General features: G+C 59.8%; 21 protein-coding genes and 5 pseudogenes. 19 read left to right on the plus strand and 7 right to left on the minus strand.

All coding sequences use genetic code 11. The annotated features are described in order from the left end of the window. Nucleotides 1-162 precede the first annotated feature (162 nt). Complete coding sequence (locus tag ACIQU2_RS20235; RefSeq protein ID WP_403143567.1) at nt 163-843, minus strand: LLM class flavin-dependent oxidoreductase; 681 nt, start codon at nt 841-843, stop codon at nt 163-165. Nucleotides 844-1,357: 514 nt separating this feature from the next. Here ACIQU2_RS20235 and mrdA point away from each other — a divergent pair. Beyond that, nucleotides 1,358-3,250 (plus strand): penicillin-binding protein 2, encoded by a 1,893-nt coding sequence (gene mrdA, locus ACIQU2_RS20240; protein WP_347802759.1) that lies wholly within the window; start codon nt 1,358-1,360, stop codon nt 3,248-3,250. Between the two features lie 12 nt (nt 3,251-3,262). On the opposite strand, the pseudogene ACIQU2_RS20245 reads toward mrdA, so the two are convergent. After that, nucleotides 3,263-3,817: pseudogene (locus ACIQU2_RS20245) on the minus strand (substrate-binding domain-containing protein); the annotation flags it as partial. Here ACIQU2_RS20245 and ACIQU2_RS20250 point away from each other — a divergent pair. The 9 genes and pseudogenes from ACIQU2_RS20250 to ACIQU2_RS20290 form a co-directional block, all read left to right on the plus strand. Next, a pseudogene (locus ACIQU2_RS20250) lies at nt 3,779-3,958 on the plus strand (hypothetical protein); the annotation flags it as partial. The pseudogenes ACIQU2_RS20245 and ACIQU2_RS20250 overlap by 39 nt on opposite strands. A 32-nt stretch (nt 3,959-3,990) precedes the next feature. Beyond that, a pseudogene (locus ACIQU2_RS20255) lies at nt 3,991-4,173 on the plus strand (MFS transporter); the annotation flags it as partial. A gap of 24 nt (nt 4,174-4,197) precedes the next feature. Beyond that, nucleotides 4,198-4,317: pseudogene (locus ACIQU2_RS20260) on the plus strand (hypothetical protein); the annotation flags it as partial. Further along, a pseudogene (locus ACIQU2_RS20265) lies at nt 4,310-4,580 on the plus strand (transposase); the annotation flags it as partial. The pseudogenes ACIQU2_RS20260 and ACIQU2_RS20265, both read left to right, overlap by 8 nt. Before the next feature lie 126 nt (nt 4,581-4,706). After that, nucleotides 4,707-5,732, plus strand: a complete 1,026-nt coding sequence (locus ACIQU2_RS20270; protein WP_403143569.1) for a histone deacetylase family protein — start codon at nt 4,707-4,709, stop codon at nt 5,730-5,732. Nucleotides 5,733-5,956: 224 nt separating this feature from the next. Beyond that, nucleotides 5,957-7,861, plus strand: a complete 1,905-nt coding sequence (locus tag ACIQU2_RS20275; RefSeq protein WP_403143571.1) for a sigma-54-dependent Fis family transcriptional regulator — start codon at nt 5,957-5,959, stop codon at nt 7,859-7,861. Then, nucleotides 7,861-9,579: an ABC transporter ATP-binding protein gene (locus ACIQU2_RS20280; RefSeq protein ID WP_403143573.1), complete on the plus strand. Its 1,719-nt coding sequence runs from the start codon at nt 7,861-7,863 to the stop codon at nt 9,577-9,579. The genes ACIQU2_RS20275 and ACIQU2_RS20280 overlap by 1 nt, the downstream gene beginning before the upstream one ends. Further along, nucleotides 9,569-10,246 carry a S8 family serine peptidase gene (locus ACIQU2_RS20285; RefSeq protein ID WP_403143575.1) on the plus strand — a complete coding sequence of 226 codons (678 nt, stop codon included), beginning with the start codon at nt 9,569-9,571 and terminating at the stop codon, nt 10,244-10,246. Before ACIQU2_RS20280 ends, ACIQU2_RS20285 begins: the two co-directional genes overlap by 11 nt. Next, nucleotides 10,243-11,532: an FAD-dependent monooxygenase gene (locus ACIQU2_RS20290; protein WP_403143577.1), complete on the plus strand. Its 1,290-nt coding sequence runs from the start codon at nt 10,243-10,245 to the stop codon at nt 11,530-11,532. The genes ACIQU2_RS20285 and ACIQU2_RS20290 overlap by 4 nt, the downstream gene beginning before the upstream one ends. Before the next feature lie 136 nt (nt 11,533-11,668). On the opposite strand, the gene ACIQU2_RS20295 is transcribed toward ACIQU2_RS20290, so the two are convergent. Then, the gene (locus ACIQU2_RS20295; protein ID WP_403143579.1) at nt 11,669-13,159 is read right to left on the minus strand and encodes an aldehyde dehydrogenase family protein; all 1,491 of its coding nucleotides are present in this window, start codon (nt 13,157-13,159) and stop codon (nt 11,669-11,671) included. A gap of 286 nt (nt 13,160-13,445) precedes the next feature. Between ACIQU2_RS20295 and ACIQU2_RS20300 the strand changes: the two genes are divergently transcribed. The 5 genes from ACIQU2_RS20300 to peaD all read left to right on the plus strand — a co-directional run bounded on the left by ACIQU2_RS20300 (nt 13,446) and on the right by peaD (nt 18,718). Then, entirely contained in the window at nt 13,446-13,700 is a 255-nt protein-coding gene (locus ACIQU2_RS20300) for a DUF1652 domain-containing protein (RefSeq protein ID WP_347802751.1), read from the plus strand. A 425-nt stretch (nt 13,701-14,125) separates the two neighbouring features. Further along, a complete protein-coding gene (gene peaA / locus ACIQU2_RS20305) occupies nt 14,126-15,706 on the plus strand; it encodes a quinohemoprotein amine dehydrogenase subunit alpha (RefSeq protein WP_403143582.1) in 1,581 nt (526 codons plus the stop codon). 95 nt (nt 15,707-15,801) lie between these two features. After that, nucleotides 15,802-17,232: a quinohemoprotein amine dehydrogenase maturation protein gene (gene peaB, locus ACIQU2_RS20310; protein ID WP_076028106.1), complete on the plus strand. Its 1,431-nt coding sequence runs from the start codon at nt 15,802-15,804 to the stop codon at nt 17,230-17,232. Nucleotide 17,233: 1 nt separating this feature from the next. After that, nucleotides 17,234-17,557, plus strand: a complete 324-nt coding sequence (gene qhpC, locus ACIQU2_RS20315) for a quinohemoprotein amine dehydrogenase subunit gamma (protein WP_347802749.1) — start codon at nt 17,234-17,236, stop codon at nt 17,555-17,557. 42 nt (nt 17,558-17,599) lie between these two features. Beyond that, nucleotides 17,600-18,718: a quinohemoprotein amine dehydrogenase subunit beta gene (gene peaD / locus ACIQU2_RS20320; protein WP_403143585.1), complete on the plus strand. Its 1,119-nt coding sequence runs from the start codon at nt 17,600-17,602 to the stop codon at nt 18,716-18,718. Nucleotides 18,719-18,869: 151 nt separating this feature from the next. On the opposite strand, the gene ACIQU2_RS20325 is transcribed toward peaD, so the two are convergent. Both ACIQU2_RS20325 and ACIQU2_RS20330 read right to left on the minus strand, forming a co-directional pair. Continuing rightward, nucleotides 18,870-19,271, minus strand: coding sequence for a lysozyme inhibitor LprI family protein (locus ACIQU2_RS20325; RefSeq protein WP_403143587.1), 402 nt, complete (start codon nt 19,269-19,271; stop codon nt 18,870-18,872). 57 nt (nt 19,272-19,328) lie between these two features. Next, complete coding sequence (locus ACIQU2_RS20330) at nt 19,329-19,727, minus strand: GFA family protein (protein WP_403143589.1); 399 nt, start codon at nt 19,725-19,727, stop codon at nt 19,329-19,331. Between the two features lie 278 nt (nt 19,728-20,005). Between ACIQU2_RS20330 and ACIQU2_RS20335 the strand changes: the two genes are divergently transcribed. From ACIQU2_RS20335 to ACIQU2_RS20345, 3 genes are all read left to right on the plus strand, one after another. Then, entirely contained in the window at nt 20,006-20,494 is a 489-nt protein-coding gene (locus tag ACIQU2_RS20335) for an SRPBCC family protein (protein ID WP_282480961.1), read from the plus strand. A 7-nt stretch (nt 20,495-20,501) separates the two neighbouring features. Beyond that, nucleotides 20,502-21,302 (plus strand): aminoglycoside phosphotransferase family protein, encoded by an 801-nt coding sequence (locus ACIQU2_RS20340; protein WP_403143591.1) that lies wholly within the window; start codon nt 20,502-20,504, stop codon nt 21,300-21,302. A gap of 181 nt (nt 21,303-21,483) precedes the next feature. Beyond that, nucleotides 21,484-21,735, plus strand: a complete 252-nt coding sequence (locus ACIQU2_RS20345) for a hypothetical protein (RefSeq protein ID WP_403143593.1) — start codon at nt 21,484-21,486, stop codon at nt 21,733-21,735. A gap of 103 nt (nt 21,736-21,838) precedes the next feature. On the opposite strand, the gene inhA is transcribed toward ACIQU2_RS20345, so the two are convergent. Next, nucleotides 21,839-22,534, minus strand: coding sequence for an isonitrile hydratase (gene inhA / locus ACIQU2_RS20350; protein ID WP_403143595.1), 696 nt, complete (start codon nt 22,532-22,534; stop codon nt 21,839-21,841). A gap of 90 nt (nt 22,535-22,624) precedes the next feature. On the opposite strand from inhA, the gene ACIQU2_RS20355 reads away from it, so the two are divergent. Continuing rightward, entirely contained in the window at nt 22,625-23,608 is a 984-nt protein-coding gene (locus ACIQU2_RS20355) for a GlxA family transcriptional regulator (protein ID WP_403143597.1), read from the plus strand. Here ACIQU2_RS20355 and ACIQU2_RS20360 read toward each other — a convergent pair. Further along, nucleotides 23,577-24,479: an alpha/beta hydrolase gene (locus tag ACIQU2_RS20360; protein WP_347802742.1), complete on the minus strand. Its 903-nt coding sequence runs from the start codon at nt 24,477-24,479 to the stop codon at nt 23,577-23,579. The two genes, ACIQU2_RS20355 and ACIQU2_RS20360, sit on opposite strands and share 32 nt — an antisense overlap. Nucleotides 24,480-24,516 lie beyond the last annotated feature (37 nt).

Genomic DNA, 24,516 nt, shown 5'->3' on the forward strand with positions numbered 1-24,516 from the left:
GATGGTAGTGTGGGGTTTCCCCATGTGAGAGTAGGTCATCGTCAAGATTAAATTCCGAAACCCCTATCTGCGTATGCAGGTAGGGGTTTTGTTTTGCCCGCAGGAAAGTGGCGTGGCGAAAAAGGGATAGTCCATCGGCTATCCCAGGTTCCAGTAGCATCGTTAGTGAAACTTCGGCAGAACGTATTCAGCGATCTCTTCAATAACCTCGGCAACCGGTCGCTCGCTACGACGCAGATGCAAGCCAACGTGCTGCACACCGGCTTCACGCAAAGCCTGAAGCTCATCAATCAATGCCAGCCTCCCGCAGCTGCCGCCAAAACGTACACGTCGCATCGGTGCATGAGGATTAGCCGCCAGATCCAGGTGAACGAAGCTGATGTAGGGTTTATCGCCACCGACCTCCCGCCACAGTCCCACTCGGCGCCGATGCTCATCCGGAGTACCGGGGTAGGCGAGCCAGCCGTCCATGCGTTTGCCAATCCACGCAGGGGATTGCTGACCAAGGCCTGCAACCAGTAATGGCACTGGCTGATCTCGCTCCGGTAACAGACGAGCACCTTCGGGCAGGCGGCCTTCACCTTGGCTGCGCAACAACTCAACCGTCTCGCGAAAGATCTCTCCCCGCTGATCGTAGTCCACACCAAATAATGGATACTCCATAGGTCGGTCGCCGCTGGCCACACCCAGTAGCAGACGTCCATCACTCAGTTCATCAACACTGTTGGCTGCCTTGAGCGTTAACCAAGGTTGACGTAGCGGTAATACAACCGCCGCCGTACCCAGCATGATGTTGTCGGTGATCCCTGCCAGGTAGCCAAGGTAGGAAAAGGTTTCGAACACCTGTGCCGCATCACCAAAATTGGGATCATAACCGGCACATCGCGTACCCACAGAGCGTGGAAACCAGCCTTGTCTGCGAGGCGTGCCATAACGGCGTGCTGCTTCAGGTCCGGAACACCAAACGGCCGCTCCTCGGCAATTCGCAGCCGCTGCCCATCGCTGGACCAATCATTATCCAGCGGCAGTTCCAACCCAATGGAAAATCCAGTCGAGCCAAGTAAATGTTGAAATCGTGGATGCATGAAAGACTCCAAAAACACAAAACGGAATGACATGCACCCAGTATCTACAGGCCCTCCTTCAAGAAAAATGCATGAATGGGAATATCAATCTTGAGAAAAACGCACGAGTCATAAAGAAACCGAACGTCGTTTTAGTCTTCAAGGACAACCGTTAGAGGAAATCGCACTAAAGTGACCGTCCGGTTTTTGGTATGGTGCAGCTCGTTTTTTAACGGACTGATTTCAAGCCTACGGATCGGCACCCCCTTTACAGTCAAAGAGCTGCTGCAGAAATGCCCCAACCGATACCGATCAAGGACCACGAAAAAGAGACGCGCCTGGTCAACAAAAGACTGATGGCTTGTGCCCTGTTCGTTGTTGCCATTACCTGCGCGCTGGTAGTGCGCATGTATGTCCTGCAGGTGGTCGAATTTGACTATCACTCGACGATCTCCGAAAACAACCGAGTCCACGTCCTGCCGATCACCCCCACGCGCGGATTGATCTATGACCGCAACGGCGTAGTTCTGGCGGATAACCGGCCCAGCTTCAACCTGACCATCACCCGCGAACGCGCCTCCGATGTCAAAGAGGAACTGGATGAGGTGGTCAACCTCCTGCATTTACCGACCGAAGATCGCGCGTTGTTCGACAAGGCAATGAAGCAGACCCGGCATCCGTTCGTGCCGGTCACCTTGTTCTACGAGCTCAACGAAGAACAGATCGCCGTGTTGGCGGTCAACGAGTTCCGTCTGCCAGGGATCGACGTAGAGCCACAATTCGTTCGCCACTACCCGATGGGCGTGCACTTTGCGCATTCGATCGGCTACGTCGGTCGCATCAACGAGAAAGAGTCCAAAGCCCTGGACACGGTGGAATACCGTGGCACTCAATCCATCGGCAAGACTGGCATCGAAAAATTCTACGAGTCGCAGTTGCACGGCCAAGTGGGTTACGAAGAGGTCGAAACCAACGCTCAAGGCCGGGTCCTGCGAGTGCTCAAGCACACCGATCCGATCCCAGGCAAAAACATCGTACTGAGCCTCGACGTCAAACTTCAGGAAGCCGCCGAGGAAGCCTTGGGTGATCGTCGCGGTTCGGTGGTCGCACTCGATCCGTCGACCGGCGAAGTACTCGCGATGGTCAGCAAGCCGAGTTTCGACCCGAACCTGTTCGTCACCGGAATCAGCTTCAAGGAATACGCAGCGCTGCACGACTCCATCGACCGGCCATTGTTCAATCGCGTACTACGCGGTCTCTATGCACCGGGTTCGACCATCAAGCCGGAAGTGGCCATTGCCGGCCTCGACGCCGGCGTCGTTACCCCGCAGACCCGCGTCTTCGACCCCGGTTATTACCAACTCCCGGACTTCGATCACAAATACCGCAACTGGAACCACAGCGGCGATGGCTGGGTGGACATGGACGCGGCGATCATGCGCTCCAACGACACCTATTTCTACGACCTGGCCCACAAGCTGGGCATCGACCGACTGCATGACTACATGGCTATGTTCGGCCTCGGTGAGAAAGTCTCGCTGGACATGTTCGAAGAGTCTGCCGGCCTGATGCCATCGCAAGCCTGGAAGCGTGCCACGCGCCGTCAGGCATGGTTCCCGGGTGAGACCGTGATCCTCGGCATCGGCCAGGGTTACATGCAGGTCACACCATTGCAGCTCGCCCAGGCCACTGCACTGATCGCCAACAAAGGTGTCTGGAATCGCCCGCACCTGGCCAAAACCGTGGACGGTGTTGCGCCAGTGGATGAGCATCCAATGCCAAACATCCTGTTGAAAGACCCGCGTGACTGGGAGCAGGTTAACCACGGCATGCAAATGGTGATGCACGACGCTCGCGGGATTGCACGGGCGGCAGCGGCGGGGGCTCAGTACCGCATCGCCGGCAAGAGTGGTACCGCGCAAGTGGTGGCGATCAAGCAGGGCGAACGTTACAACCGGGCGAAAACCCTGGAGCGTAACCGCGACAACGCCCTGTTCGTCGGCTTTGCCCCGGCCGAGCATCCGAAGATTGTCATCTCGGTGATGATCGAAAACGGCGAGGCCGGCGGTCGCGTCGCAGGTCCCGTGGTGCGACAGATCATGGATGCCTGGCTACTCGATCAGGACGGTCACGTGAAGCCGCAATACGCCACACCCAGCAAAGCACCGGGAGATCCTCACGTCTAAGCGATCAAGGCTTTACAGCACAGGCTCACGAATACTGAGCATGTGCTGGAAGCTTTCGAGGAACACGGTTTCGGCCTGACTCATCTTCTGCTCGCGATTCCACAGCAGCTGGATATCGAAATCCACCACCCCATCTTCCGGCGGCAAGCGCCAGAGCAAAACCTGCTCGACATCCCTACGCACCAGGTGCGTCGGCAGACAGCCAATGCCGAACCCTGCGCAAATCAAGCGATAAATCTCTTCGAAACTCGTCGATGAAGCGACGATCTTGCCGGTAAAGCCTTGCTGGTCGCGGAACAATGCCAGGGGCGAAAGATTGCCCCCCAGTTGATCGCTGGTGAAGCTGACAAAGTTCTCCGTCGCGAGCTGTTCCAGAGTCAGATTCTCTTGCCCAAACAACCGATGACGCTGCCCACAAAAGTACGCATAAGTCTCACGAAACAGCACCCGTTGCTCCAGCCGCGGCTGCGGTAAACGGCACAGGCCGACGCCAATGGTCGCCGTCTTTTGCAGCAGTGAACTGATGATATTCGAGCTACCCATCACCTCGACTTCAAACTCGATTTTGAAGCCCCCAACTTCTCCTCAGCCGCGCCGCGCCGTGCGGCAGCCGCAGCCTTTATCGGCACCATGATCGAATGGAACGACTTTTACATTTATGCCACCGCCGCCGCGCTGGTATTCGGCGCGCTGTTCTTCCCGTCCGACGCCGGTGCTGCTGATTCTGCTGCGCATCGTTTTGTGGCGCCGTGGCCGGTGGCCTGACTCCGCTGACCGGCACCTTGCTGGCGCACAAATTCGCCGGCCGATGGTGGCCGATGGGGGTGTTCTACAGCCTGATTGCCGCGACTTCGCTGATCTGTGTCCTGTCCCTTGCCCGTCGCCATGCCAGCGCTGAACGCCTCGAAATGGCCAACGCTTAATTAACGTATTCCCAGGAGTAACTCATGTTGAACATTAATGGTGAACGCCTCTGGGCGAGTCTGATGGACATGGCCGAAATCGGCGCCACCGCATGTGGCGGCAGCTGCCGCCTGGCCCTGAGCGATGAAGACAAGGCTGGCAGGCATAGCCCCCTACAACGATGACAGCGGCAAGCATGAAGGTCCGCGCCATATTAGCGGCGGCAGGTTTGCTGCGCGTCGCGCGATGTACATGGCGTGCTGGGTTGGTGATTCAGCGACAGCCTGGGTTCAAAGCGCGGTATGACGCACTGCGTCGTAAGGGCAAATGCGCAAAAGTAGCGCTCATCGCCTGTATGCGCGTACTGCTGATACGGCTGAACGCCATGATCCGAGACCGAACTGAGTGGAAAGAACCCTTGGCCTAAAACGGGTCGCGGTGTTCCTGTAGGGCATCGCATGGCCTAAAGCTGTGGGAATTCAGCTGTCTTTCAATATGCCTTCAAAATAAAGATCATCAAGACAGTTGCTCCCACACTGACAGGTATTAACCCATGCGTAGTTTTTTCCACCCCGAACAATTGCTTCACCATCCACGCAGCTACTACTCCCGTGGGCAGATGCGCACACCACAGGAAGTGCCGGAGCGGGTCCAGCGGTTGGTCCAGGCGTCGCACTCGCTGGGCTTTAAAGTCGAGCAACCGACCGATGCCGGGCTCGATCCGCTGCTGGCGGTCCACGGCGCGCCGTACCTGACGTTTCTGCAGGAAGCGCATCAGCGCTGGAAAGAGATTCCCGAGGATTGGGGTGACGAGGTGATGTCGAACATCTTCGTCCGCGAACCTAATGCCCTGCGCGGGATTCTCGCCCAAGCCGCCCGCTATCTCGCGGACGGCAGTTGCCCGGTAGGTGAGCAGACCTGGCGTTCGGCCTATTGGTCGGCACAAAGTGCGATCGCCGGGGCTCAGGCGTTACTCGATGGTGAGCCGGCCGCTTACGCTTTATGTCGCCCGCCGGGTCACCACGCCCGGGCCGAAGCGGCCGGGGGCTTCTGCTATGTGAACAATGCTGCGGTGGCCGCGCAGGTATTGCGTGCCGGATTTGAGCGCGTCGCGGTGCTCGACACCGACATGCACCACGGTCAGGGGATTCAGGAGATTTTCTACGACCGCGATGACGTGCTCTACGTCTCCGTGCATGGCGATCCGACCAACTTCTATCCGGGGGTTGCCGGGTTCGCTGATGAGCGGGGTGTCGGGAAGGGCGAGGGCTTCAACCTCAACTTGCCGATGGCGCATGGCGCCAGTGAGGCGGACTTCCTGGGTCAATTGGACGTGGCGTTGGCGGCGGTGAAAGACTTCGGCGCCGAGGTGTTGGTGCTGTCCCTGGGGTTCGATATTTTCGAGCTGGATCCGCAGAGCAAAGTGGCGGTGACCCGTGAAGGGTTTGCGCGGCTGGGCGAGCGGATTCGCAGCCTGGGGGTGCCGTGTCTGATTGTGCAGGAGGGCGGGTATCACCTGGAGAGTCTGGAGGATAATGCGCGGGCGTTTTTTGTGAATGCCAAGGTGTGGCAGATCTGAGATCTTTGGTGTCTGGTAGATCGCTTTCGCGAGCAGGCTCGCTCCCACAAGATTTTTTGCGCATGACCTGTGGGAGCGAGCCTGCTCGCGAAGAACGATTACGCGGTCCACTTGACGGAACACAAGCGCCGTAAGGCACTTGCCATCGCCCTGACGTTAACGTAAAGATTGCGGCAGGGCGCTGATCTTAAAAAAGCGCAAAGCGGACCGATCCGGAGCGCTTGATGACGCTAATAAAAACAACTCCTCCCAAACTTCACCGCGAAGCCAGGCTGGCCCGGGAAAAGCTCCATCTCGAGGGCGAAGTCCCGGATGGCGTGTTGCGGGCGGAAATCGATGCGTCGTGGCGGCGTAGCCTGAGCCATGGCGTGCATTTCAATGCCAAGCACGAACTGGCGCTGGAATCGAGCGAGAGCCTCGACGTCCTGTTGGCGAGCAATCGGCTGCTGATCGATGCGGCATTGCCGGCCATCGATTACCTGGCCGAACGTCAGGGCAAGGAAGGGCTGATCATCCTCGCCAATTCTGACGCCACCATCCTCGCCGTCGAAGGACGCGCCGATCGCTTCAAGGGCAGCGGCCTGCAAGACATCACCCTCGGCGCCTGCTGGAGCGAAGTCGCTCGCGGCACCAACGCGTTGGGCACCGCACTGGTGGAAGCCCGGCCAACGATGATCGATTGCGGTGAACATTACCTCGATCGCCTGACCGATTTCTCCTGCACCTCGGTGCCGATCCGTTGCCCCCAAGGCGACATCCTCGGCGTACTCGACCTGACGCGCGAAGGCCCGCTTGGCCGCGTTCACGACAGCACCGCGTTGCTGGCCATGGCCGTCAGCCAGATCGAAAGCCGGGTGTTCAACGCCAGTTATCCAGACGAGATCGTCCTGGCCTTCCATAGCCGTCGGCAATACCTCGAATCCCCTTGGCAGGGCTTGTTGGCAGTGAGCCTTGGCGGACAGATTCTCGCGGTCAGCGCCCAGGCCTGTCAGTTGCTGCATGCCGAGCGCTCGGCGCTGGTCGGTCGACGTTGCGAAGAGTTTCTGGGCGTCGATGGCCTGCAACTTCTGTCGCGTCTGCATCAGGGCGGTGTCGGTAGTTTGCAAACGGCCAAGGGCGAGTTCTTTTACAAAACCCTGCGTGCGCCGCAGCGTTCGATCAATGTCAGCACGCCGCCGCGCAGCACAGCGAAAACCGCCAAAGCACAACCGGATCTTGAATCCCTGGCCGGCAGCAATGTCCGGTATGCCCGAGCCTTGCGCATGGCCCGCCAAGGCCTGGCCAATGAGCTGCCGGTGTTGCTGCTGGGCGAAACCGGCACCGGTAAGGAAGTCATCGCCCGCGCCCTGCACTTGGCCGGCACCCGCTGCGACAAACCCTTCGTCGCCGTGAACTGCGCGGCGATCCCCGAAGGCTTGATCGAGTCGGAGTTGTTCGGCTACCGCGAAGGCGCGTTCACCGGCTCCCGTCGCGGCGGCATGATCGGTCGTCTGCAACAGGCCCATGGCGGCACCTTGTTTCTCGACGAAATCGGCGACATGCCGCTGGCCTTGCAGGCCCGTCTGTTGCGGGTGTTGCAGGACCGCAAAGTGGCACCGTTGGGCGCCGGCGAAGAGCAAGACATCGACGTCGCATTGATCTGCGCCACCCACCGCGACCTCAAGCGACTGGTAGAAGAAAAACACTTCCGCGAGGACCTGTTTTATCGGGTCAACGGCATCAGCGTGATGCTCCCGGCCTTGCGCGAACGTGAGGATTTCAGCGGTTTGGTCGCTCGCCTGCTGGCCAAACTGGATGCGCCGGCGATGGTCCTGCATGACGATTTGAACCGCTTGCTCGGCGGCTATCACTGGCCAGGCAACATTCGCCAACTGGAAATGGTTTTGCGCACCGCGTTGGCCATGCGCGAGCCGGGAGACACCGTACTCACCCTCGACCACTTGCCCGACAGCATGCTCGACGAGTTGACCGTCAGCGAACGCCCTCAGGCCGGCAGCATTCGCGAGAATGAACTGGAGCTGATTCGCCAGTCCCTGGACACTCACCAGGGCAACGTCTCGGCCGCCGCCGACGCCTTGGGCATCAGCCGCGCGACCTTGTATCGCAAGCTCAAACAGTTGCGCTCGTGATGCAGCGCTTGATCGTTCGGCTGATCGACAGCCAAAACCCCGAAGCCCTGCAAGCGGCCTTGCGCTGGCTCTATAGCTTCGTGCGGCCCCATCGTCTGGCGATTGCCGGGCTGCTCGGGTTATCGGTCTGCGCCTCGTTGCTGGTGTTGGTCCAGCCTTGGCTGACCAAGCTGCTGATCGACGATGGTTTGCTGGCGCGCAACTTTCCGATGCTGGTGCTGATCGCCGGGCTGATGATCGTGGCCGGGCTGCTCGGAACGGGGCTGTCGGGGATCAACCGTTACCTGCACACGCGGCTGTCAGGGAGGATTCTGTTCGCCCTGCGCGATGACCTCTATCGGCATTTGCAAACGCTCTCGCCGAGTTTCTACGGCCAGCGCCGAATCGGTGACTTGATGTCGCGCCTCGATGGCGACGTCGCGGAGATTCAGCGCTTTGCCGTGGACTCGTTGTTCTCGGCGGTATCGAGCGTGATCGGTCTGGTCTGCGCCGTGGCGATGCTGCTGACCCTGTCGTGGAAACTCTCGTTGCTGGCACTGGTGCTGATTCCCCTCGATGTGCTCTGGCTGCGCTGGATGCGACGCAAGGTCGAACGGGATGTGCGGCAGTTACGCGAGCGCTCGGCGGACATGTCCTCGTTCATGGTCGAGACCTTGCCGGTGATGAAGTTCATCCAGTCTGCCGGCCAGCAACAGCGTGAATCGCGGCGCCTGGAGACGTTGGGCCAAGGCTACATGAGCCAGTTGCTGCGCCTGCAAGTCACCGAGTTTTTCACCCAGGCTGTGCCGGGCACACTGACGTCTCTGTCCCGTGCCTGCGCGTTCCTGATCGGCGGATATTGGGTGGTGCAGGGGACCTGGCAATTGGGTGCGCTGATCGCGTTTTCCACCTATCTAGGCATGGCCGTCGGACCGGTGCAGAGCCTGCTGGGGCTCTATGTCGCGGTCCAACGAATGACCGTCAGCCTCGGACGCGTGATGGAATTGCGCGGCGAAGAACCAACCGTTCTCACACCGGTCACGCCGCAGCCGATGCCGACCTCCGGCGAACTGCGTTTCGACGATGTGCACTTCAGTCATCCCGGTCGCCCGACAACTTTGCGCGGGATCGAAGCGCGAATTCCCTACGGTTTGAAAGTCGCCCTGAGCGGCGGCTCCGGGGTCGGCAAATCGACCCTGATCGACTTGCTGCAACGGCACCACGATCCGCAGTCGGGCCGGGTGTTGCTGGGAGAGGTTGATTTGCGCGAACTGGACCTGTTCCAGCTGCGTCGACGGATTGCCGTGGTCAGTCAGGACATCGTGCTGTTTCGCGGCAGCCTCGCCGACAACCTCGCCTATGCGATGCCGGACGCCAGCCGTGAAGCGATTGCCGAAGTGGCGCGGCTGGCGCAACTCGACAGCCTGATCGAGTCTTTGCCCGAAGGCCTCGACAGTCCGTTGGGCGAACGCGGTCAGCAGTTGTCCGGCGGGCAGAAACAGCGCATCGCCATCGCCCGGGCGCTGTTGCAGGATCCATTGATTCTGGTGCTGGACGAAGCGACTTCGGCGGTGGATGAAGCCACCGAACGTGAAGTCATCGAGGCCATTGATCGTCTGTTTGCCGGGCGTACGCGGATCCTCATCAGCCACCGTCCTTCAACCTTGGCCGATGCCGATTTGCGCTTCGAAATGCTCGACGGCGTACTCACTTCAAAAACGGTGCTGCATGAAGCCTGAGCTGCGGATTGGTGTGGTGGACAGTGGTCACTCGGCGGCGCAGCGAGTGCAGGTTATCGCCGGGCGGCGCTTTTCGTTGCTGGCGGATGGATTGGCCGAAAGCGATTTGCGCGACGATCCGCTGGGCCACGGCAGCGCGGTGATCGAGGCCATCGGTCGACGGGCGCCTTCGGCGGTATTTTGCGTGGCTCAGGTGTTCGGCCAGCGTGGCGTCACCAGCGCGTTGCAGATCGCCACGGCGATTGATTGGCTGGTGGCGCAGGACGTTCGGCTGATCAATTTGAGCCTCGGTTTGCGTCAGGATCGCAGCCTGTTGCGGGAAGCCTGCAGGTTGGCGGTAGCGCGAGGTGTTTTGCTGTGTGCGTCTAGTCCGGCTCAGGGCGAGGGCGTGTTTCCGGCGAATTATCCACAGGTGCTGCGAGTCACCGGCGATGCGCGTTGTGCCGAACAGGAATGGTCGTGGCTCAACAGCGCTCAAGCGGATTTCGCCGCGTGTGTGCATGGAACCTATCCGGGGCAGTCTGGCGCCAGTCTCGGCTGTGCGGCGTTGAGCGGGCACATTGCGGGTTTCCTGGTTGCACATCCCGAGGCGAGCAACGAACACATCATCGAATGGCTTCGGGAGAATGCCCGTTATCGCGGCCCTGAACGGCGCTTTGGACCATGATTTTGATTCTTGGCGCAGGGCCAGCGGGAGCGGCGGTTGCCTTGGGTTTGCGCCGGCTCGGTTATCCCGTGACGCTGGTCAGCGAATGGCGGCGGTTTGCGGCGCTGGAGGGCGTTTCCATTCGGGTGCTGGAGGCCTTGCGTGGCGCGGGGCTTCATCAGGCGCTGGCGGATGCGGCGCTGCCGTCCCAACGACAGGTGTCATGGAACGGCCAGCAGCATGCGCAAAACATCGAATTTTTACTGGATCGCCCAAGCTTTGATCGAGGCTTGCGCGAGGATCTGCGCCTGGCTGGCGTTGAGCTGATCGAAGGCCGAGTGCTGACGGTGCAGTCATCGGTTTCGGGGCATCGGATCGAGGTCGAAGGGCGCGAGGCGCTGCTGGCGGATTTTCTGGTTGAGGCGCGTGGGCGTCAGGCACCTGCGCTCGGCAAAGGCCTGCGCGGGCCGGAGACGGTCAGCCTGCTCAATCGCTGGCAAGGCACGCCGGGCAGCACCGCCAGCGCCGTGGAAAGTCTTGAGGACGGCTGGGCCTGGATGGCCCGGCGAGCTGACGGTCAGTGTTACTGGCAATGGACGGTGGACGTGGCCAGTGCTGAATTGCCGGGCAAGGCGCAGTTGCTCGATTACTGTCGGGAGCGACGTCAGGGTTCGGCGTTGGCGCGGGCTTTTTTCGGTGTCGAGCCTGAGATCGATCTTCAACTACATGCTCGCAGCAGCACGGCGATTCTTTGCCCGCAGGTGTGTGGCGATCACTGGATTCGGGTAGGCGATGCGGCGATGGCGGTGGATCCGCTGTCGGGTAACGGGATTTTTCAGTCATTGTCCTCGGCGTTACAGGCGCCGACGGTGATCAACACGTTGTTGCGCAAACCCGAGCGAGCGGCGCTGGCTCAGCGCTTTCATCAGCAACGGGTGGAACAGTTGTTTTTGCGTTTTGCGCGGATCGGGCGGGATTTTTATGCCGATGAGCAGCGTTGGCTGGATCAGCCTTTTTGGCAGGCGCGGCGGCAGTGGCCGGATGCTGAGGTGGCCCATGCCCAGGCGGATTTTTCCTTGTTGAGAATCGAGCGAGCGCCGGTGTTGAAAGAGGGTTTTGTGGATGAGGCCGCGGTGGTGATCACGGCGGATCAGCCGCTGGGGATCTGGCATGTGCAAGGGGTTGAGTTGGCGCCGTTGGTGCGGCGGTTGGGCAGCGAGCCTGCGGATCAGGTGTTGGCGGGATTGACGGTGGAGCAGGGACGGGTGGTCCGGAGTTGGTTGTTGGCCCAAGGCTTCAAACCCTGAGATTCTTGTTGTCTGGGCTGGCCCTATCGCGAGCAAGCTCGCTCCCACATTGGTTCTGTGTCGATCACAAATCAAATGTGGGAGCGGCGGTGCGACGATTCGACTTGCTCGAAGGCGGCCTAACAAACGCCGACAATCACAACTTGATCAACACCGACTTCAACTCGGTGTAATGCTCAATCGCCGCATACCCCATTTCGCGTCCAACCCCGGACATCTTGTAACCACCAAACGGCAGCGCCGGGTCCAGCGCGCTGTGGCAGTTGACCCACACCGACCCAGACTTGATCCGCGGAATCATCCGGTGCACCGCCGCCAGATCGTTCGACCAGATACTCGCCCCCAGCCCATACGGACTGTCGTTGGCCATGCGCAACGCATCGGCTTCGTCATCGAACGGAATCGCCACCAGCACCGGCCCGAAGATCTCCTCCTGCACCAGCGAGTGCTTCTGATCGACATCCACAATCACCGTCGGTTTGACGAAAAAGCCTGGCCCGAACTGTTCGCCACCACAGGCGATGGTCGCGCCACTTTCCCGGCCCTTTTCGATGTAACCGTAAACCCGTTCCTGTTGGCGTGCGGAGATCAGCGGGCCCATGTCGACACTCGGGTCCATGCCGTTACCGAGCTTCATGGCGTTGGCGATGTCGGCGATTTCCGCCACCACATTGTCGAAATGTTTTCGCTGCACATACAGCCTGGAGCCTGCGCAGCACACCTGGCCCTGATTAAAGAAAATCGCGCTGGCGGCGCCGGCTGCGGCGCTCTTCAGGTCGGCGTCGGCCATGACGATGGTCGGCGATTTGCCGCCCAGTTCCAGGGTCACCCGGGTCATGGAGTCCATGGCGATCTTGCCGATCTGCTTGCCCACGGCGGTGGAGCCGGTGAAGGTCAGCTTGTCCACCAGCGGATTGTGGGTAAGGGCGGAACCAGTGGTGATGCCGGTGCCGGTGACCACGTTGAACACACCTTCGGGGTAACCGGCTTCCAGCACCAACTCGGCAAGTTTCAGCGCGGTCAGCGGGGTTTCGTCGGCGGGTTTGAGTACCACGGTGCAACCGGTGGCCAGGGCCGGGCCGAGTTTCCAGCAGGCCAGCAGCAGCGGGAAGTTCCAGGCGACGATGGCGCCGACCACGCCCACCGCTTCGCGGCGGATGAAACTGTGGAATTGATCGTTGGGCATCAACGGCAACGACACTTCAACGCTGGAACCTTCGATCTTGGTCGCCCAACCGGCCATGTAGCGCAGGAAGTCGATGGACAGTTGCACGTCCATCACCTGGGCTACCGCCGCGCTTTTGCCGTTGTTCAGGCATTCCAGTTGCGCCAGCAGTTCGGCGTCGCGCTCCATCAGGTCGGCGAGTTTCCACAGCAGGTTCTGCCGCTCCCGAGGTCGGGTGCGGGTCCAGGCCGAATCGTCGAAGGCCTGACGGGCGGCGAGCACGGCGCGGTCGACATCCTCAGGCGTGGCCCGCGGCACGACGCACAGCACTTCGCCGGTGGCCGGGTTGTGCAGGGGCATGGTCTGGCCGTCGGCGGCCTCGACCCAGTCGCCGCCGATGAGCATGCGCGGGGCGCGCTGGATGAATGCCGAAGTGGCGGGAAGCCGATAAGGGAGGGGCATTTGGCGAGACCTCTTGTTGTTCGTGAAAACGTGGCTTTCATAACGGCTGGCAATGGCTGTGCCAAGTGCCCGCAAAGGCAGGACCGCCCTTGATCGGCGGGGTTTTGGGGCACTCAAGGGAATCGCGGGCGCTGTGAGATTGTTGCAAATTGCGACAGCTATGAGACGACGAGCAACCGGGTTGCGACCTTGAGGTACCCGTTATTGAGGGCTAGAATTTTCAGGATCGGTGGGTGAAGTGACGGACCGTTCATCCGGCAATACATCTGGCGTGAGGGAGGTAACGATGTTCCTTTCAACCCTGGAAATTCAAAACATCATTGAACACAGTTTTCTGCCCTCCGTGTGCACCTGCACCATGGCGGCGGACCAGTCCCTGACGATTCGGGTCTGCGACTGCATGACCGGCAAAGTGGATATAGTGGCCACCCACGTTCCCCTGTGGACACTGGACAGTCCCCATGCGATCGCGTCGCTGGTGGCGGACATGCAGCACGAGATCGACGTACACAAAAGCGTTCCCCCCACCTTTGACATCTGAACCGGCGTCACGCCGCACCGTGGAAAACGGTGCGGCCCGCGCCGATTATTCAGGCTGCAAGCTTCCGGGAAATTTCTTCGAACGTGTTGCCATCCACAGAGGCCAACAGCTTTCTGTCGTCCTTGAGCGTCGCCAGAAAGTTCAATCGTCGACCGACGAACTGTTCCGGTCTGGCCATCTATGCTGTCTCAGACTGCAACACCTGTCGCGATATTAGACGCAGACGATCTCGTTCAGCGATGGCACAACACAGTCATCTTCACGCAACGGCTTGATTTAAAAGCTAATCGGCAAGCTGGCACGCTCCGTGTATTGCTCATCGCAGACGTTTCTCTTGCCTCCGTCAGCGGTGCGCCGCCGACGGCAGAAACCATAAAAACGATAAGCCACAAAAATAAGAAAGCACCGTGCGAGGTTCGACGTTGATGAAGAGAAAACTCCGATCAGGCCTGAGTGCCAGCCTGCTGGCCGTGGCCGCTTGTGTGGCGCTGCATTCGCCTTACAGCCTGGCAGCCCGCGACGCTCAGACCATCCTCAAGGAAACCTGTCAGGGCTGTCATACCCCCGAAGCCGATAACGCCCTGAGCCGCATCAGTCACCAGCGTAAAACTCCGGAAGGCTGGCTGATGAGCATCGCCCGCATGCAAATCATGCACGGTTTGCAGATCAGCGATGACGACCGCCGAACCCTGGTCAAATACCTGGCCGACACTCAAGGCCTGGCCCCAAGCGAGACTGATGGCGTGCGTTATGCGCTGGAGCGTCGACTCAATACCGTCGAGAAGTTCGACGACCAGACCAGCCAGATGTGCGGCCGCTGCCACTCCGGTGCGCGGGTCGCGCTGCAACGGCGTCCGGCCCAGGAATGGGAGCGTCTGGTGAACTTCCACCTCGGCCAATGGCCGTCTCTGGAATACCAGGCGCTGTCTCGCGACCGCGACTGGTTCGACCTTGCTCGAAAAGACATGGTGCCGCTGTTGGCCAAGCGTTATCCGCTGGACAACCCGGCCTGGAAAAAATGGCTGAGCACCGCGCCGAAAGCTGAAGCGCTGGTGGGCGACTGGAGCTTTAGCGGTCACTTGCCGGGCAAGGGTGAGTTGGCCGGCGTGATGAGCGTCATGGCCGATGGCAGCGACACGTTCAAGGTCAGCGTCAAAGGCCAATACGCCGATGGCAGCCCGTTCAACGGCGATGGCAGCGCGATTCTCTACACCGGTTACGAATGGCGCGGCAACGTGACCATCGACGGCGTGACCATGCGCCAGGTGTTCGCCGCCCAAGGCAACGCCATGCAGGGCCGGATGTTCGAGGCCGAGCATGATGAGCGGGGCCTGGACTTCGTCGCCGCCAAACAGGGTTCGAGTCGTTTGCTGGCGGTGCAGCCGGGTTACCTGAAGGCTGGCGCCGAAACTGAAGTCACCCTGATCGGCAGCGGCCTCACCGGCAAACCGAACTTTGGCAAAGGCGTGGAAGTGGTCGAAGTCATCGAGCAGAGCCCGGAGCGCATCAAGGTCAAACTCAAGGCCGCCGCCAATGCTCAACCGGGTCTGCGCAACGTCACCGTCGGCACGCTGAAAGGCCCGACCCTGTCGGTCTACAGCAAGATCGCCGGAGTCAAAGTCGTGCCCGAGTTCTCGGTGGCACGGATCGGCGAGGGCGGTGGTTCGACGCCGAAAGTCCAGGGCCGTTTTGATGCCGAAGCCTGGGGCAAGGGCGCAGACGGCAAGCCGTATCGCATCGGCGTGTTCCCGGCGCAGTGGTCGGTCGAAGCCTTCGACGACCGCGCCAAGGAAGACGAGGACGTCAAGTTCGCCGGCACCATGCAGGCTGACAGCGGCGTGTTCACACCGGGCGATGCCGGGCCAAACCCGCAGCGCAAAATGTCCACCAACAATGCCGGCAACCTCAAGGTGATCGCCGCGGTCGACGACGCAGGGAAATCCCTGACCGGCGAAGGCCACATGATCGTCACCGTGCAACGCTGGAACAATCCACCCATTCCATGATTTTGAAAACGTGAGCTGGCTGACTTCAACGGCTTCAGACATTTTTTTGGAATGACCGTGAGCCCCGTAGAACGGGGTTTGCACAGGAGGTTGCAATGGGCGCTATTTTGAATCTGGTTGAGCGGAACCTGCACGAAGTGCACGTCGATGCCGACCGCATGCTGTTTCACATCCCCAGCAGTTCGCTGTTCGCCAGTGATGAGCTGACCGGCACCATCATCGATACCTTGCGCGGTCCCGGCTGTTCGTCGGACGACCTGATCCAGCGCCTGGCCGCTCGCTTCAACGGCGAAGAAATCACCGAGACTCTGCGCGAGCTGATGGCCCTGGAACTGGTCAGCGACGGCTCGCCGCTGACCCCCGATATCGGCACCAAACGGGTCGAGCGCACGGCGATCAATACCGTGGTGCTCAACGTCAACACCGGCTGCAATCTGAGCTGCACCTACTGCTACAAGGAAGACCTGGACAAGCCATCTGCCGGCAAGAAAATGGACGTCGAAACCGCGGTCGCTTCGGTGGAAATGCTGCTGCGCGAATCCCCGGACGAAGAGCGTTTCACCGTAGTGTTTTTCGGTGGCGAGCCGCTGAGCAATCGCAAGCTGATCGAGTACATGGTCGACTATTGCGAGAAGCGTTTCCGCGAGGCGGGCAAGTTCGTCGAGTTCGTCATGACCACCAACGCGACGCTGCTCACCGAAGAGACCGTGGACTACCTCAACGCCCACCGTTTCGGCCTGTCGGTCAGTATCGACGGACCGAAAACCGTGCACGACCGCAACCGCATCACCGTGGGCGGGCAGGGCACGTATGACGTGGTGCGGCGCAAGGCTGAAATGCTGCTGTCGCGCTACAACAGTCGTCCGGTCGGTGCCCGCGTGACCCTGACGACCGGCGTCACCGACGTCGAAACCATCTGGGATCACCTGTTCAACGAACTGGGTTTTGCCGAAGTCGGGTTTGCCCCGGTGACCTCCGGCGACATCAGCACCTTCAACCTGTCCAGCGACGAACTGATCGAAGTCTTCGCCAACATGAAGAAGCTCGGCCGGCGTTATCTGGAAGCGGCGCTGGAGCACCGCAATATCGGTTTCTCCAACTTGCACCAGTTGATCACCGACATCCACGAAGGCCACAAAAAAGCCCTGCCCTGCGGCGCGGGCCTGAAGATGCTGGCGGTGGATCACAAGGGCGAATTGAACCTGTGCCACCGCTTTACCGGTTCATCGTTGCCGACCTTCGGCAACGTCCACAGCGGTGTGAAGCAGGTGGAGTTGAACGACTTCCTGTCCCAGCGCCTGGACCGTACCAACACCGGTTGCGAGGACTGCCAGATCCGCAACCTCTGTTCCGGCGGCTGCTACCACGAGAGCTATGCCCGTTACGGCGACCCGACCCACCCGACCTATCACTACTGCGAACTGATGCGTGACTGGGTCGACTTCGGCATCGAGGTCTACACCCGGATCATGGCCCACAACCCTGCGTTTATCAGCAGCTACATCACTCCGCGCAAGGCTCACTGATATGAGACATCTCAAGGCAATCAATAATAAAGCGCTGAAACTCGATGAGGCCGCGGCCGAAAACCGCATCGAAGAAGTGGTGGCGATGAGTTCCGTCGCCGGCTGCGCCTCGACCACCGACCCGGGTTGGGAAATCGACGCCTTTGGCGGTGTGTCGTCGCTGTGCCAGCCGATGGAAGCCGACCTTTACGGCTGCTCCGATCCTTGCTGGTGGCCGGCCCAGGTGCCCGACATGATGAGCACCTATCCGGACTGGAACAAGGATGCCCAGGCGTCCAACGACAACTGGCGCAACCTTGGCACTGTCTTTCCTAAAGACAAATGATCGTCCATAGAAAGCAGTCGGACAAAGAAGAAGGATTCCAGCATGCCTAGTATCAAAGCCTGCGGCCTGACCGCATTCGCCGTCCTGAGCGCCTGTTCGCTCAACGTTCTGGCCGATGAAAACACTGCACTCGAAACCGGTCACGAGTACATGGTGACTACCAATTACCCGAACAACCTGCACGTCATCGACCTGGCCACCGACACCTTGTTCAAGACCTGCAAAATGCCGGATGCCTTCGGTCCCGGCACCGTTCAGTTGTCGCCGGACCGCAAGACCGCTTACGTGCTGAACAATCACTACGCGGATGTCTACGGCGTTGAACTCGACAGCTGCAAGCAGGTGTTCCACGCCAGCATCACCCAGAAACCGGGGGAGAAAGCGAAGTCAATGTTCGCCTTCACCCTCAGCCACGACGGCAAGGAATTGTTCACCATTGCCAACCCGACTTTGATGCTCAACGACCGCTACGAAGTGCAGCAACCGCGGCTCGATGTGTATGCCACCGACGCCGGCATGGACGCCAAACCCGTGCGCAGTTTCCCGGCGCCACGGCAGTTGACGATCATGCAGAGCGGTGACGATGGCACGCTGTATGTAGCGGGGGCGGACGTCTACAAGGTCGATGTGAAGACGGGCAAGTTCGACGTGCTGATCCCCAGCCGCCACTGGAAGCGCCCGAACTACAGCGCACCGGACGTGCTTTACGTGTGGAACCAGCAGACTTATCGCCATGACTTTTCGCTGCTCTACACCGCGGCGAAATTCAAGGACAAGAAGCAGGATCCAGCGACCGCCGAGTACCTCTACGGACTGTTCAGCATCGACCTGAAAACCGGCAAGACCGAAACCACCGACTTCGGCCCTCTGACGGAAATCTACTTCAGCGGCATGCGCTCGCCGAAGGATCCGAACCTGATGTTCGGTGTGCTCAACCGTTTGGCGAAGTACGACATCAAGGAAAAGAAAATGCTCCAGGCAGCGACGCTGGATCATTCCTACTACTGCATTTCCTTCAACAAGGACGGCAGCAAGATTTATCTGGCGGGGACGTTTAATGACGTGGCGATCTTTGATCCCGAGAGCATGAAGCAGATTGGCAGCATCAAGTTGCCGGGTGGGGATATGGCGATCACGACTGCGCAGATATTTGTTCGATAACCTCGGTGCCTGAACTGGCGCCTTCGCGGGCAAGCCCGCTCCCACATTGTCCAGCGTTGAATGCAAATCTGCGTTTCAACTCGGTCATTGTGGGAGCGGCGGTGCGACGATTCGACTTGCCCGCGAAGAGGCCCTGATAGACGCTAGAGAATCAAGCCCCAGGCACCGGACAACTCATATCCCCCTCCTGACACTTCAAGTAATTCTTGAAAGTCTCCACCCGCGCCTTGGTCAACTCAGTGATGCAGTTGCTGTAGATCAGCGGATACACACTCCCGCCTTCCACCCCGGCGCTCGAGAACTTGCACTCGGCATCCCGAAACGCAATCCACGAACGCTGCGCCCCGATCAGCAGCTTTTTGCTTTCGGGGGTGCTCTTCAAACGCTCGTTGATCTGCTGGTAAAGCGCATTCAACTCCTTGTCCGCCGTCTTGTGCTGCTGTGCCGCGCACTGATTCATCGTGGCCTGATCGGTGGCGTTATCGCAGTCCACCGCATAAGCGGCGGTAGTGAACAGCAGAGGCGTCAGTGCCAGAAGAAAGCGTGGGTGCATGGGGATTCTCGCTGTGACAGGAAAGTTGGGGTGCAGTTTAGTGCCGTATTCGACCCTTTATGTTTGCCATTCAGGGCATTTTTTTATCGATTCATAGGCAAGCCACGGCACGTCATGTGTCGTCCAGATATGCGCCTGAGGCGTCATTTTCGGGTCATCGTCCAGTGTCGCCACACGAACGATAACGTGGGGTTGGGCCAAGCGTTCAGCCACCAAGTGTGAACCGCAGAACGAACAGAAATGCCGAAGCTTGCCTGGTGACGATTCGTAGCTGCTCAGTCGGTCCTGGCCTTTGATCCAGCGAAAATGTTCGCGCATGACCCCGGCTGTCGAGGCGAATGCCGCCGCGTGTGCCTTGCGACAGGTTTGGCAGTGGCAATGACTGATGGGCATGTCGAGGCTATCGACTTGGTACTCGACGGCTTTACACAAACAGCTGCCATGCAGGCTATTCATCGCGTGCTCCTGATTGTGTGAGGGTGCCGCTGGCCAGGCCCAGCAGGGCTCCGCGATAACGTTCCGTAAGTGAAAGCTGCATGAATCGTCCTTGTCTGAGTCAATTTCGTTTTTAACGTTAGTAGTTTCGGTCTACTCGTTTTGTCTTCAAACCAGCAGTTACACTTCGAAATGCAGCTGAGTATTTCGTACTGGGTTGATTGAGATACCCGATTGATACAACTTTAGGGTTGGTCTTGTGGTCTTACAGGCCTACTGTTCAGTACAGGAGGTGACTTATGAATCCAGCATCAGATCGCATTGAAAGGAAGATCCTGCTCAAAACGCCGCGCTCGCAGGTCTGGCGCGTGCTGGCCAATGCCGAAGCTTTCGGACAGTGGTTTGGCGTGGCGCTGGAAGGCAAGCGTTTTGTCGCCGGTGAGTGGACCCAGGGGCAGATTACGTACCCGGGTTATGAGCACTTGCTGTGGAACGTTCTGGTGGAGCGTGTCGAGCCGGAACGGGTGTTTTCGTTTCGCTGGCACCCGTATGCCGTGGAGCCTGAGCTCGATTACTCTCAGGAGCCCACCACACTGGTGAAGTTCGAGCTCGAAGACATGGATGAAGGCACGTTACTCAAGGTCACCGAGTCCGGTTTCGATCACATCCCTCAGACGCGCCGACTCAAGGCGTTCCGCATGGACAGCCGCGGTTGGGATGAGCAGATGAACAATATCGAAGAGTTTCTCAAAGTCAGTGCCAAGGCGCGCGAGCGTCAGGAAGAGTGATGGCTGCATGTTCGAACCTTGGCTGAAACGCTGGGCGCTGGTGCCGGACGGTGATCCGATCATCACGCCCGGCAGTCGTTTGTTGCCGGTACGCATGGGTGATGTGCCGGCGATGTTGAAGATTGCTGTCGATGCCGAAGAAAAGTTCGGCAATCTGTTGATGACCTGGTGGGGCGGCGAGGGCGCTGCCCACGTCTATGCCCATGACGGCGACGGGTTGTTGATCGAGCGTGCCATGGGCCAGCGATCGCTGATGCACATGGCGCTCAACGGTCAGGACGACGAAGCCAGCCAGATACTGTGTGCGACATTGGCGCGGCTGCACGCGCCGCGGCCGTCGCCACCACCGCTCCTGGTTCCATTGGCGCCATGGTTCAAGTCGCTTCGTTTGGCGGCTGAACAGTTTGGCGGCCCTTATTCCCTCAGTCTCGCCACTGCCGAAGCCTTGTTGGCCGAACCGCAGGACGTCGTGGTGCTGCACGGCGACATGCATCACGACAATGTTCTGGACTTCGGCCCGCGGGGTTGGCTGGCCATCGATCCCAAGCGGGTGATCGGTGAGCGCGGATTCGATTACGCCAACCTGATCTGTAATCCGGACTTGCCGACGGTGACTGATACGCAACGTTTCCACAGGCAGATAGCGGTGGTGGCTGACGCCGCCGACCTCGAGCGTCGACGGTTACTGCAATGGGTGTTGGCGTTTGCCGGATTGTCGGCAGCCTGGTTTCTCGAGGATGACGACGCCCTGGCGGCCGAAGGTCAGCTACAGGCCGCAAAACTCGCGGCTTCAATGCTCGATACCTGAGCCGTCTAAGGGTTTTCGGAAGGGCGGCTATAGCGAATGTCCTACACGCGATGGTAGCTATGTCGTCTGTTGCACATTGGATCCGAAGCGTAATCTAGCTTCATCAACCGAAGCACAGGAAGTGCTCGGGATCACGGATGATCGACCATAAGCAAGGAATCGCTGCCGACAGGGAGTCGTAATGGTCTTGGGAAAAACCCGCTTCGGCGGGTTTTTTTTCGCCTGTCGAAAAGGCTTCGGCAGTTGCTACAAGAGAGGGCTTCAAGGCTGGAATGGTCAATGGCTTACTCCAGAGCGCTGGTATGTCCTCTGTTTACGCTTCACCGATGTGTTTATTCTGGATCCATCAACTGAGTCGCAGGAAGCGCTCAGGATCAAGGATGATCGACCATTGGCCAAGATGGCTGCCGACAGGATGTCGAAATGGTCTTGAGAAACCCGCTTAGGCGGGTTTTTTTATGGGCGATGGAAAATCCTCGGCGCATCATTCTGGCCGGGGGAACGGTAGCCAGGCACTGGCTGCCGGTCAGGATGGATCAGTTAGCTGACAACTGATCGAGTTTCGCCGCTACACGTTCAGTGATTTCCGAGCGCAGCTTCAATGACCCGGCAGCACGTTTGCGGGCCTCCTCCAGCACACTGACCGGAGCCGTCTCAGGGTTGCCCGACGCAAACGGCGGCGCCGGGGCGTATTCGAGCTGCAACTGCACCAGCTCTGCCGTGTCCTTATCGAACAGCTCCGCGGCCAGGGTCAGGGCAAAATCGATGCCCGCCGTAATCCCGCCACCGGTCAACAGATTGCCGTCGCGCACCACCCGATCCTTCACCGGGATCGCCCCTAAAGGCGCCAGCAATTCGTGATAAGCCCAGTGAGTGGTGGCGCGCTTGCCCTTCAGCAGACCCGCCGCACCGAGCACCAGCGCGCCGGTACACACCGACGTGACGTAACGTGCGGTGGCGGCCTGCGCCTTGATGAAGGCCAGCGTCTCTTCGTCCTCCATCAACGGCCCGACGCCGCTGCCGCCGGGAATGCAGATCACATCCAGCGGCGGGCAATCGTCGAACGTGGTGGTCGGTTTCAGCACCAGGCCCGTGCTTGCGGTAATGGGCATCAGGTCCTTCCAGATCAAATGCACCTTCACGTCCGACAGCGAGGCCAGTACGTCGTAAGGGCCTGTGAGGTCCAGTTGCTGAACCTGTGGAAACAACAGAAAACCGATCTGCAACGTCATGGCTTTTTTCTCATGAAGTGGGTGGACGACTTCACTTTAGGCTCGTAGGATTTGGCGTATACGCCAATAACCCCACGAATTACGCCAATCATGCCGAAAACCATTCACGTGCTCGCCTTTGCCAATGTGCAATTGCTCGACGTCACCGGGCCATTGCAGGTGTTCGCCTCGGCGAACGATATTTCCCGCCAGCAAGGTTTTCCGCCACCTTATGCGCCGTCGGTGATTGCCAGCGGCGGTGGGGCGGTGATGTCGTCGGCGGGGCTGGCGCTGTTGGCCGAGTCATTGCCCGAAGAGGGCAGTGACACGTTGATCATTGCCGGTGGCTGGGGCGTTTACGACGCGGCCGAAGATCAACCGCTGGTGGCGTGGGTACGTGAACACGCGACGGGGTGTCGACGGGTATCGTCGGTGTGCACCGGGGCATTTTTGCTGGCGGCCAGCGGCTGGCTCGATGGCCGGCGGGTGGTCACTCACTGGACCCGTTGCGAGCAGTTGGCGCAGCAGCATCCGCGGCTGCAGGTTGAGCCCAATCCGATTTTCATCAATGACGGTCCGGTCTGGACCTCGGCCGGGGTCACCGCCGGTATCGATCTGGCGCTGGCCATGGTCGAAGAAGATCTTGGCCGCGCGATGGCCCTGGAAGTCGCGCGGCAACTGGTGGTGTTCCTGAAACGCCCCGGCGGCCAGTCGCAGTTCAGCGTGACCCTCTCTTTGCAAAAGGAAGGCAACCGTTTCGACGAACTTCATGCCTGGATCAGTGAAAACCTCACCAAGGATTTGGGCATCCCGACCCTGGCCTTGCAGGCCGGCATGAGCGAACGCAGCTTCGTGCGCCATTACCGCGCCGACACCGGCCAGACTCCGGCCCGGGCCATCGAACTGATTCGGGTCGAGACCGCCCGACGTTTGCTCAGCGATACCGGCGTGCCGATCAAACGGGTGGCGGTGCAATGCGGATTCGGCAGCGAAGAGACGCTTCGACGCAGTTTTCTGCGGGCCATGGGCGTGACCCCGCAGGCCTATCGCGAGCGTTTCAGCGTCAGCCCTCCAGCAGATCCAGTAATGCTCTGAGCGTTGCCTCGGGTGCTTCTTCGGGAATGTTATGCCCGACGCCCGCCAACACTCGCCGCTCATAACACCCGGTGAAATGGGCGATGTCTTCGTCTATCTCCGGTGCCGGTCCGACGCCATCGTCGGCACCGCACAGAGAAATCGTCGGTACGCTGATCGGCGGCTGTCGGGTCAGCGCTGCTTCGATCCACTCCAGCGCCGGCTCGCCGGGCGCGTACATGAACCGGTGGCGGTAGGAGTGAATCACCACCTCGACGAAATCCGGATTATCGAAGGCCGGTGCACTTAACGGATACAACTCAGGACCTTTTGCCCAAGTGGGTGACCACAGCTTCCAGAGTAATTCGCACAAATCCCGGCGACTTTTCGTCAGGCCTTCGACGCCGCGTGGCGTGTGGAAGTAGTACTGATACCAGAGGCGGTGCTCGGTTTCCGGGTCCAACGGTTCAGTGGAATGGGGAATGTCCTGAAGGTTGTAACCGTCGCCGGTCACCAGGCAACGAACCCGCTCGGGCCATAGCGCCGCCACAATACACGCCGCCCGACCGCCCCAGTCGTAGCCGCACAGGGCGGCTTGTTTAATGGCCAACGCATCCATCAGATCCAGCAGATCCTGAGCGAGGGCGGCTTGTTGTCCGGAGCGCAGGGTGTCGGGGTGGTTGAAACGGGTCGGGCCGTAACCGCGCAGGTACGGGACGATGACGCGGTAGCCCTTGGCGGCGAGGGTCGGGGCGATTTCGTCGTAGGCGCGCGGGGAGTAGGGGAAGCCGTGGAGGAGGATGACGGCTTCGCCGGTGGTAGGGCCGTGTTCTTCGTAGGCGAGCGACAACCCTGGCGTTTGGGTGAAGTGGATCAGCGCTTCATTGTTCATTCGACACTCCAGAAAGGGTTGTTTTTCGCCTGTTTCC

Source organism: Pseudomonas sp. NPDC098740 (assembly GCF_044760065.1).
GTDB classification, from domain to species: Bacteria; Pseudomonadota; Gammaproteobacteria; order Pseudomonadales; family Pseudomonadaceae; genus Aquipseudomonas; species Aquipseudomonas rossensis.

Excerpts from the sequence above, each read along its gene's own strand:
- peaA (WP_403143582.1), top strand. The coding sequence starts at position 14,126 with ATGAAGAGAAAACTCCGATCAGGCCTGAGTGCCAGCCTGCTGGCCGTG.
- inhA (WP_403143595.1), bottom strand. The coding sequence starts at position 22,534 with ATGACGTTGCAGATCGGTTTTCTGTTGTTTCCACAGGTTCAGCAACTG.
- ACIQU2_RS20360 (WP_347802742.1), bottom strand. The coding sequence starts at position 24,479 with ATGAACAATGAAGCGCTGATCCACTTCACCCAAACGCCAGGGTTGTCG.
- ACIQU2_RS20300 (WP_347802751.1), top strand. The coding sequence starts at position 13,446 with ATGTTCCTTTCAACCCTGGAAATTCAAAACATCATTGAACACAGTTTT.
- mrdA (WP_347802759.1), top strand. The coding sequence starts at position 1,358 with ATGCCCCAACCGATACCGATCAAGGACCACGAAAAAGAGACGCGCCTG.
- peaB (WP_076028106.1), top strand. The coding sequence starts at position 15,802 with ATGGGCGCTATTTTGAATCTGGTTGAGCGGAACCTGCACGAAGTGCAC.
- ACIQU2_RS20340 (WP_403143591.1), top strand. The coding sequence starts at position 20,502 with ATGTTCGAACCTTGGCTGAAACGCTGGGCGCTGGTGCCGGACGGTGAT.
- ACIQU2_RS20270 (WP_403143569.1), top strand. The coding sequence starts at position 4,707 with ATGCGTAGTTTTTTCCACCCCGAACAATTGCTTCACCATCCACGCAGC.
- ACIQU2_RS20335 (WP_282480961.1), top strand. The coding sequence starts at position 20,006 with ATGAATCCAGCATCAGATCGCATTGAAAGGAAGATCCTGCTCAAAACG.
- ACIQU2_RS20285 (WP_403143575.1), top strand. The coding sequence starts at position 9,569 with ATGAAGCCTGAGCTGCGGATTGGTGTGGTGGACAGTGGTCACTCGGCG.
- qhpC (WP_347802749.1), top strand. The coding sequence starts at position 17,234 with ATGAGACATCTCAAGGCAATCAATAATAAAGCGCTGAAACTCGATGAG.
- ACIQU2_RS20295 (WP_403143579.1), bottom strand. The coding sequence starts at position 13,159 with ATGCCCCTCCCTTATCGGCTTCCCGCCACTTCGGCATTCATCCAGCGC.
- ACIQU2_RS20345 (WP_403143593.1), top strand. The coding sequence starts at position 21,484 with ATGGTCTTGGGAAAAACCCGCTTCGGCGGGTTTTTTTTCGCCTGTCGA.
- peaD (WP_403143585.1), top strand. The coding sequence starts at position 17,600 with ATGCCTAGTATCAAAGCCTGCGGCCTGACCGCATTCGCCGTCCTGAGC.
- ACIQU2_RS20280 (WP_403143573.1), top strand. The coding sequence starts at position 7,861 with ATGCAGCGCTTGATCGTTCGGCTGATCGACAGCCAAAACCCCGAAGCC.
- ACIQU2_RS20330 (WP_403143589.1), bottom strand. The coding sequence starts at position 19,727 with ATGAATAGCCTGCATGGCAGCTGTTTGTGTAAAGCCGTCGAGTACCAA.
- ACIQU2_RS20325 (WP_403143587.1), bottom strand. The coding sequence starts at position 19,271 with ATGCACCCACGCTTTCTTCTGGCACTGACGCCTCTGCTGTTCACTACC.
- ACIQU2_RS20290 (WP_403143577.1), top strand. The coding sequence starts at position 10,243 with ATGATTTTGATTCTTGGCGCAGGGCCAGCGGGAGCGGCGGTTGCCTTG.
- ACIQU2_RS20275 (WP_403143571.1), top strand. The coding sequence starts at position 5,957 with ATGACGCTAATAAAAACAACTCCTCCCAAACTTCACCGCGAAGCCAGG.
- ACIQU2_RS20355 (WP_403143597.1), top strand. The coding sequence starts at position 22,625 with ATGCCGAAAACCATTCACGTGCTCGCCTTTGCCAATGTGCAATTGCTC.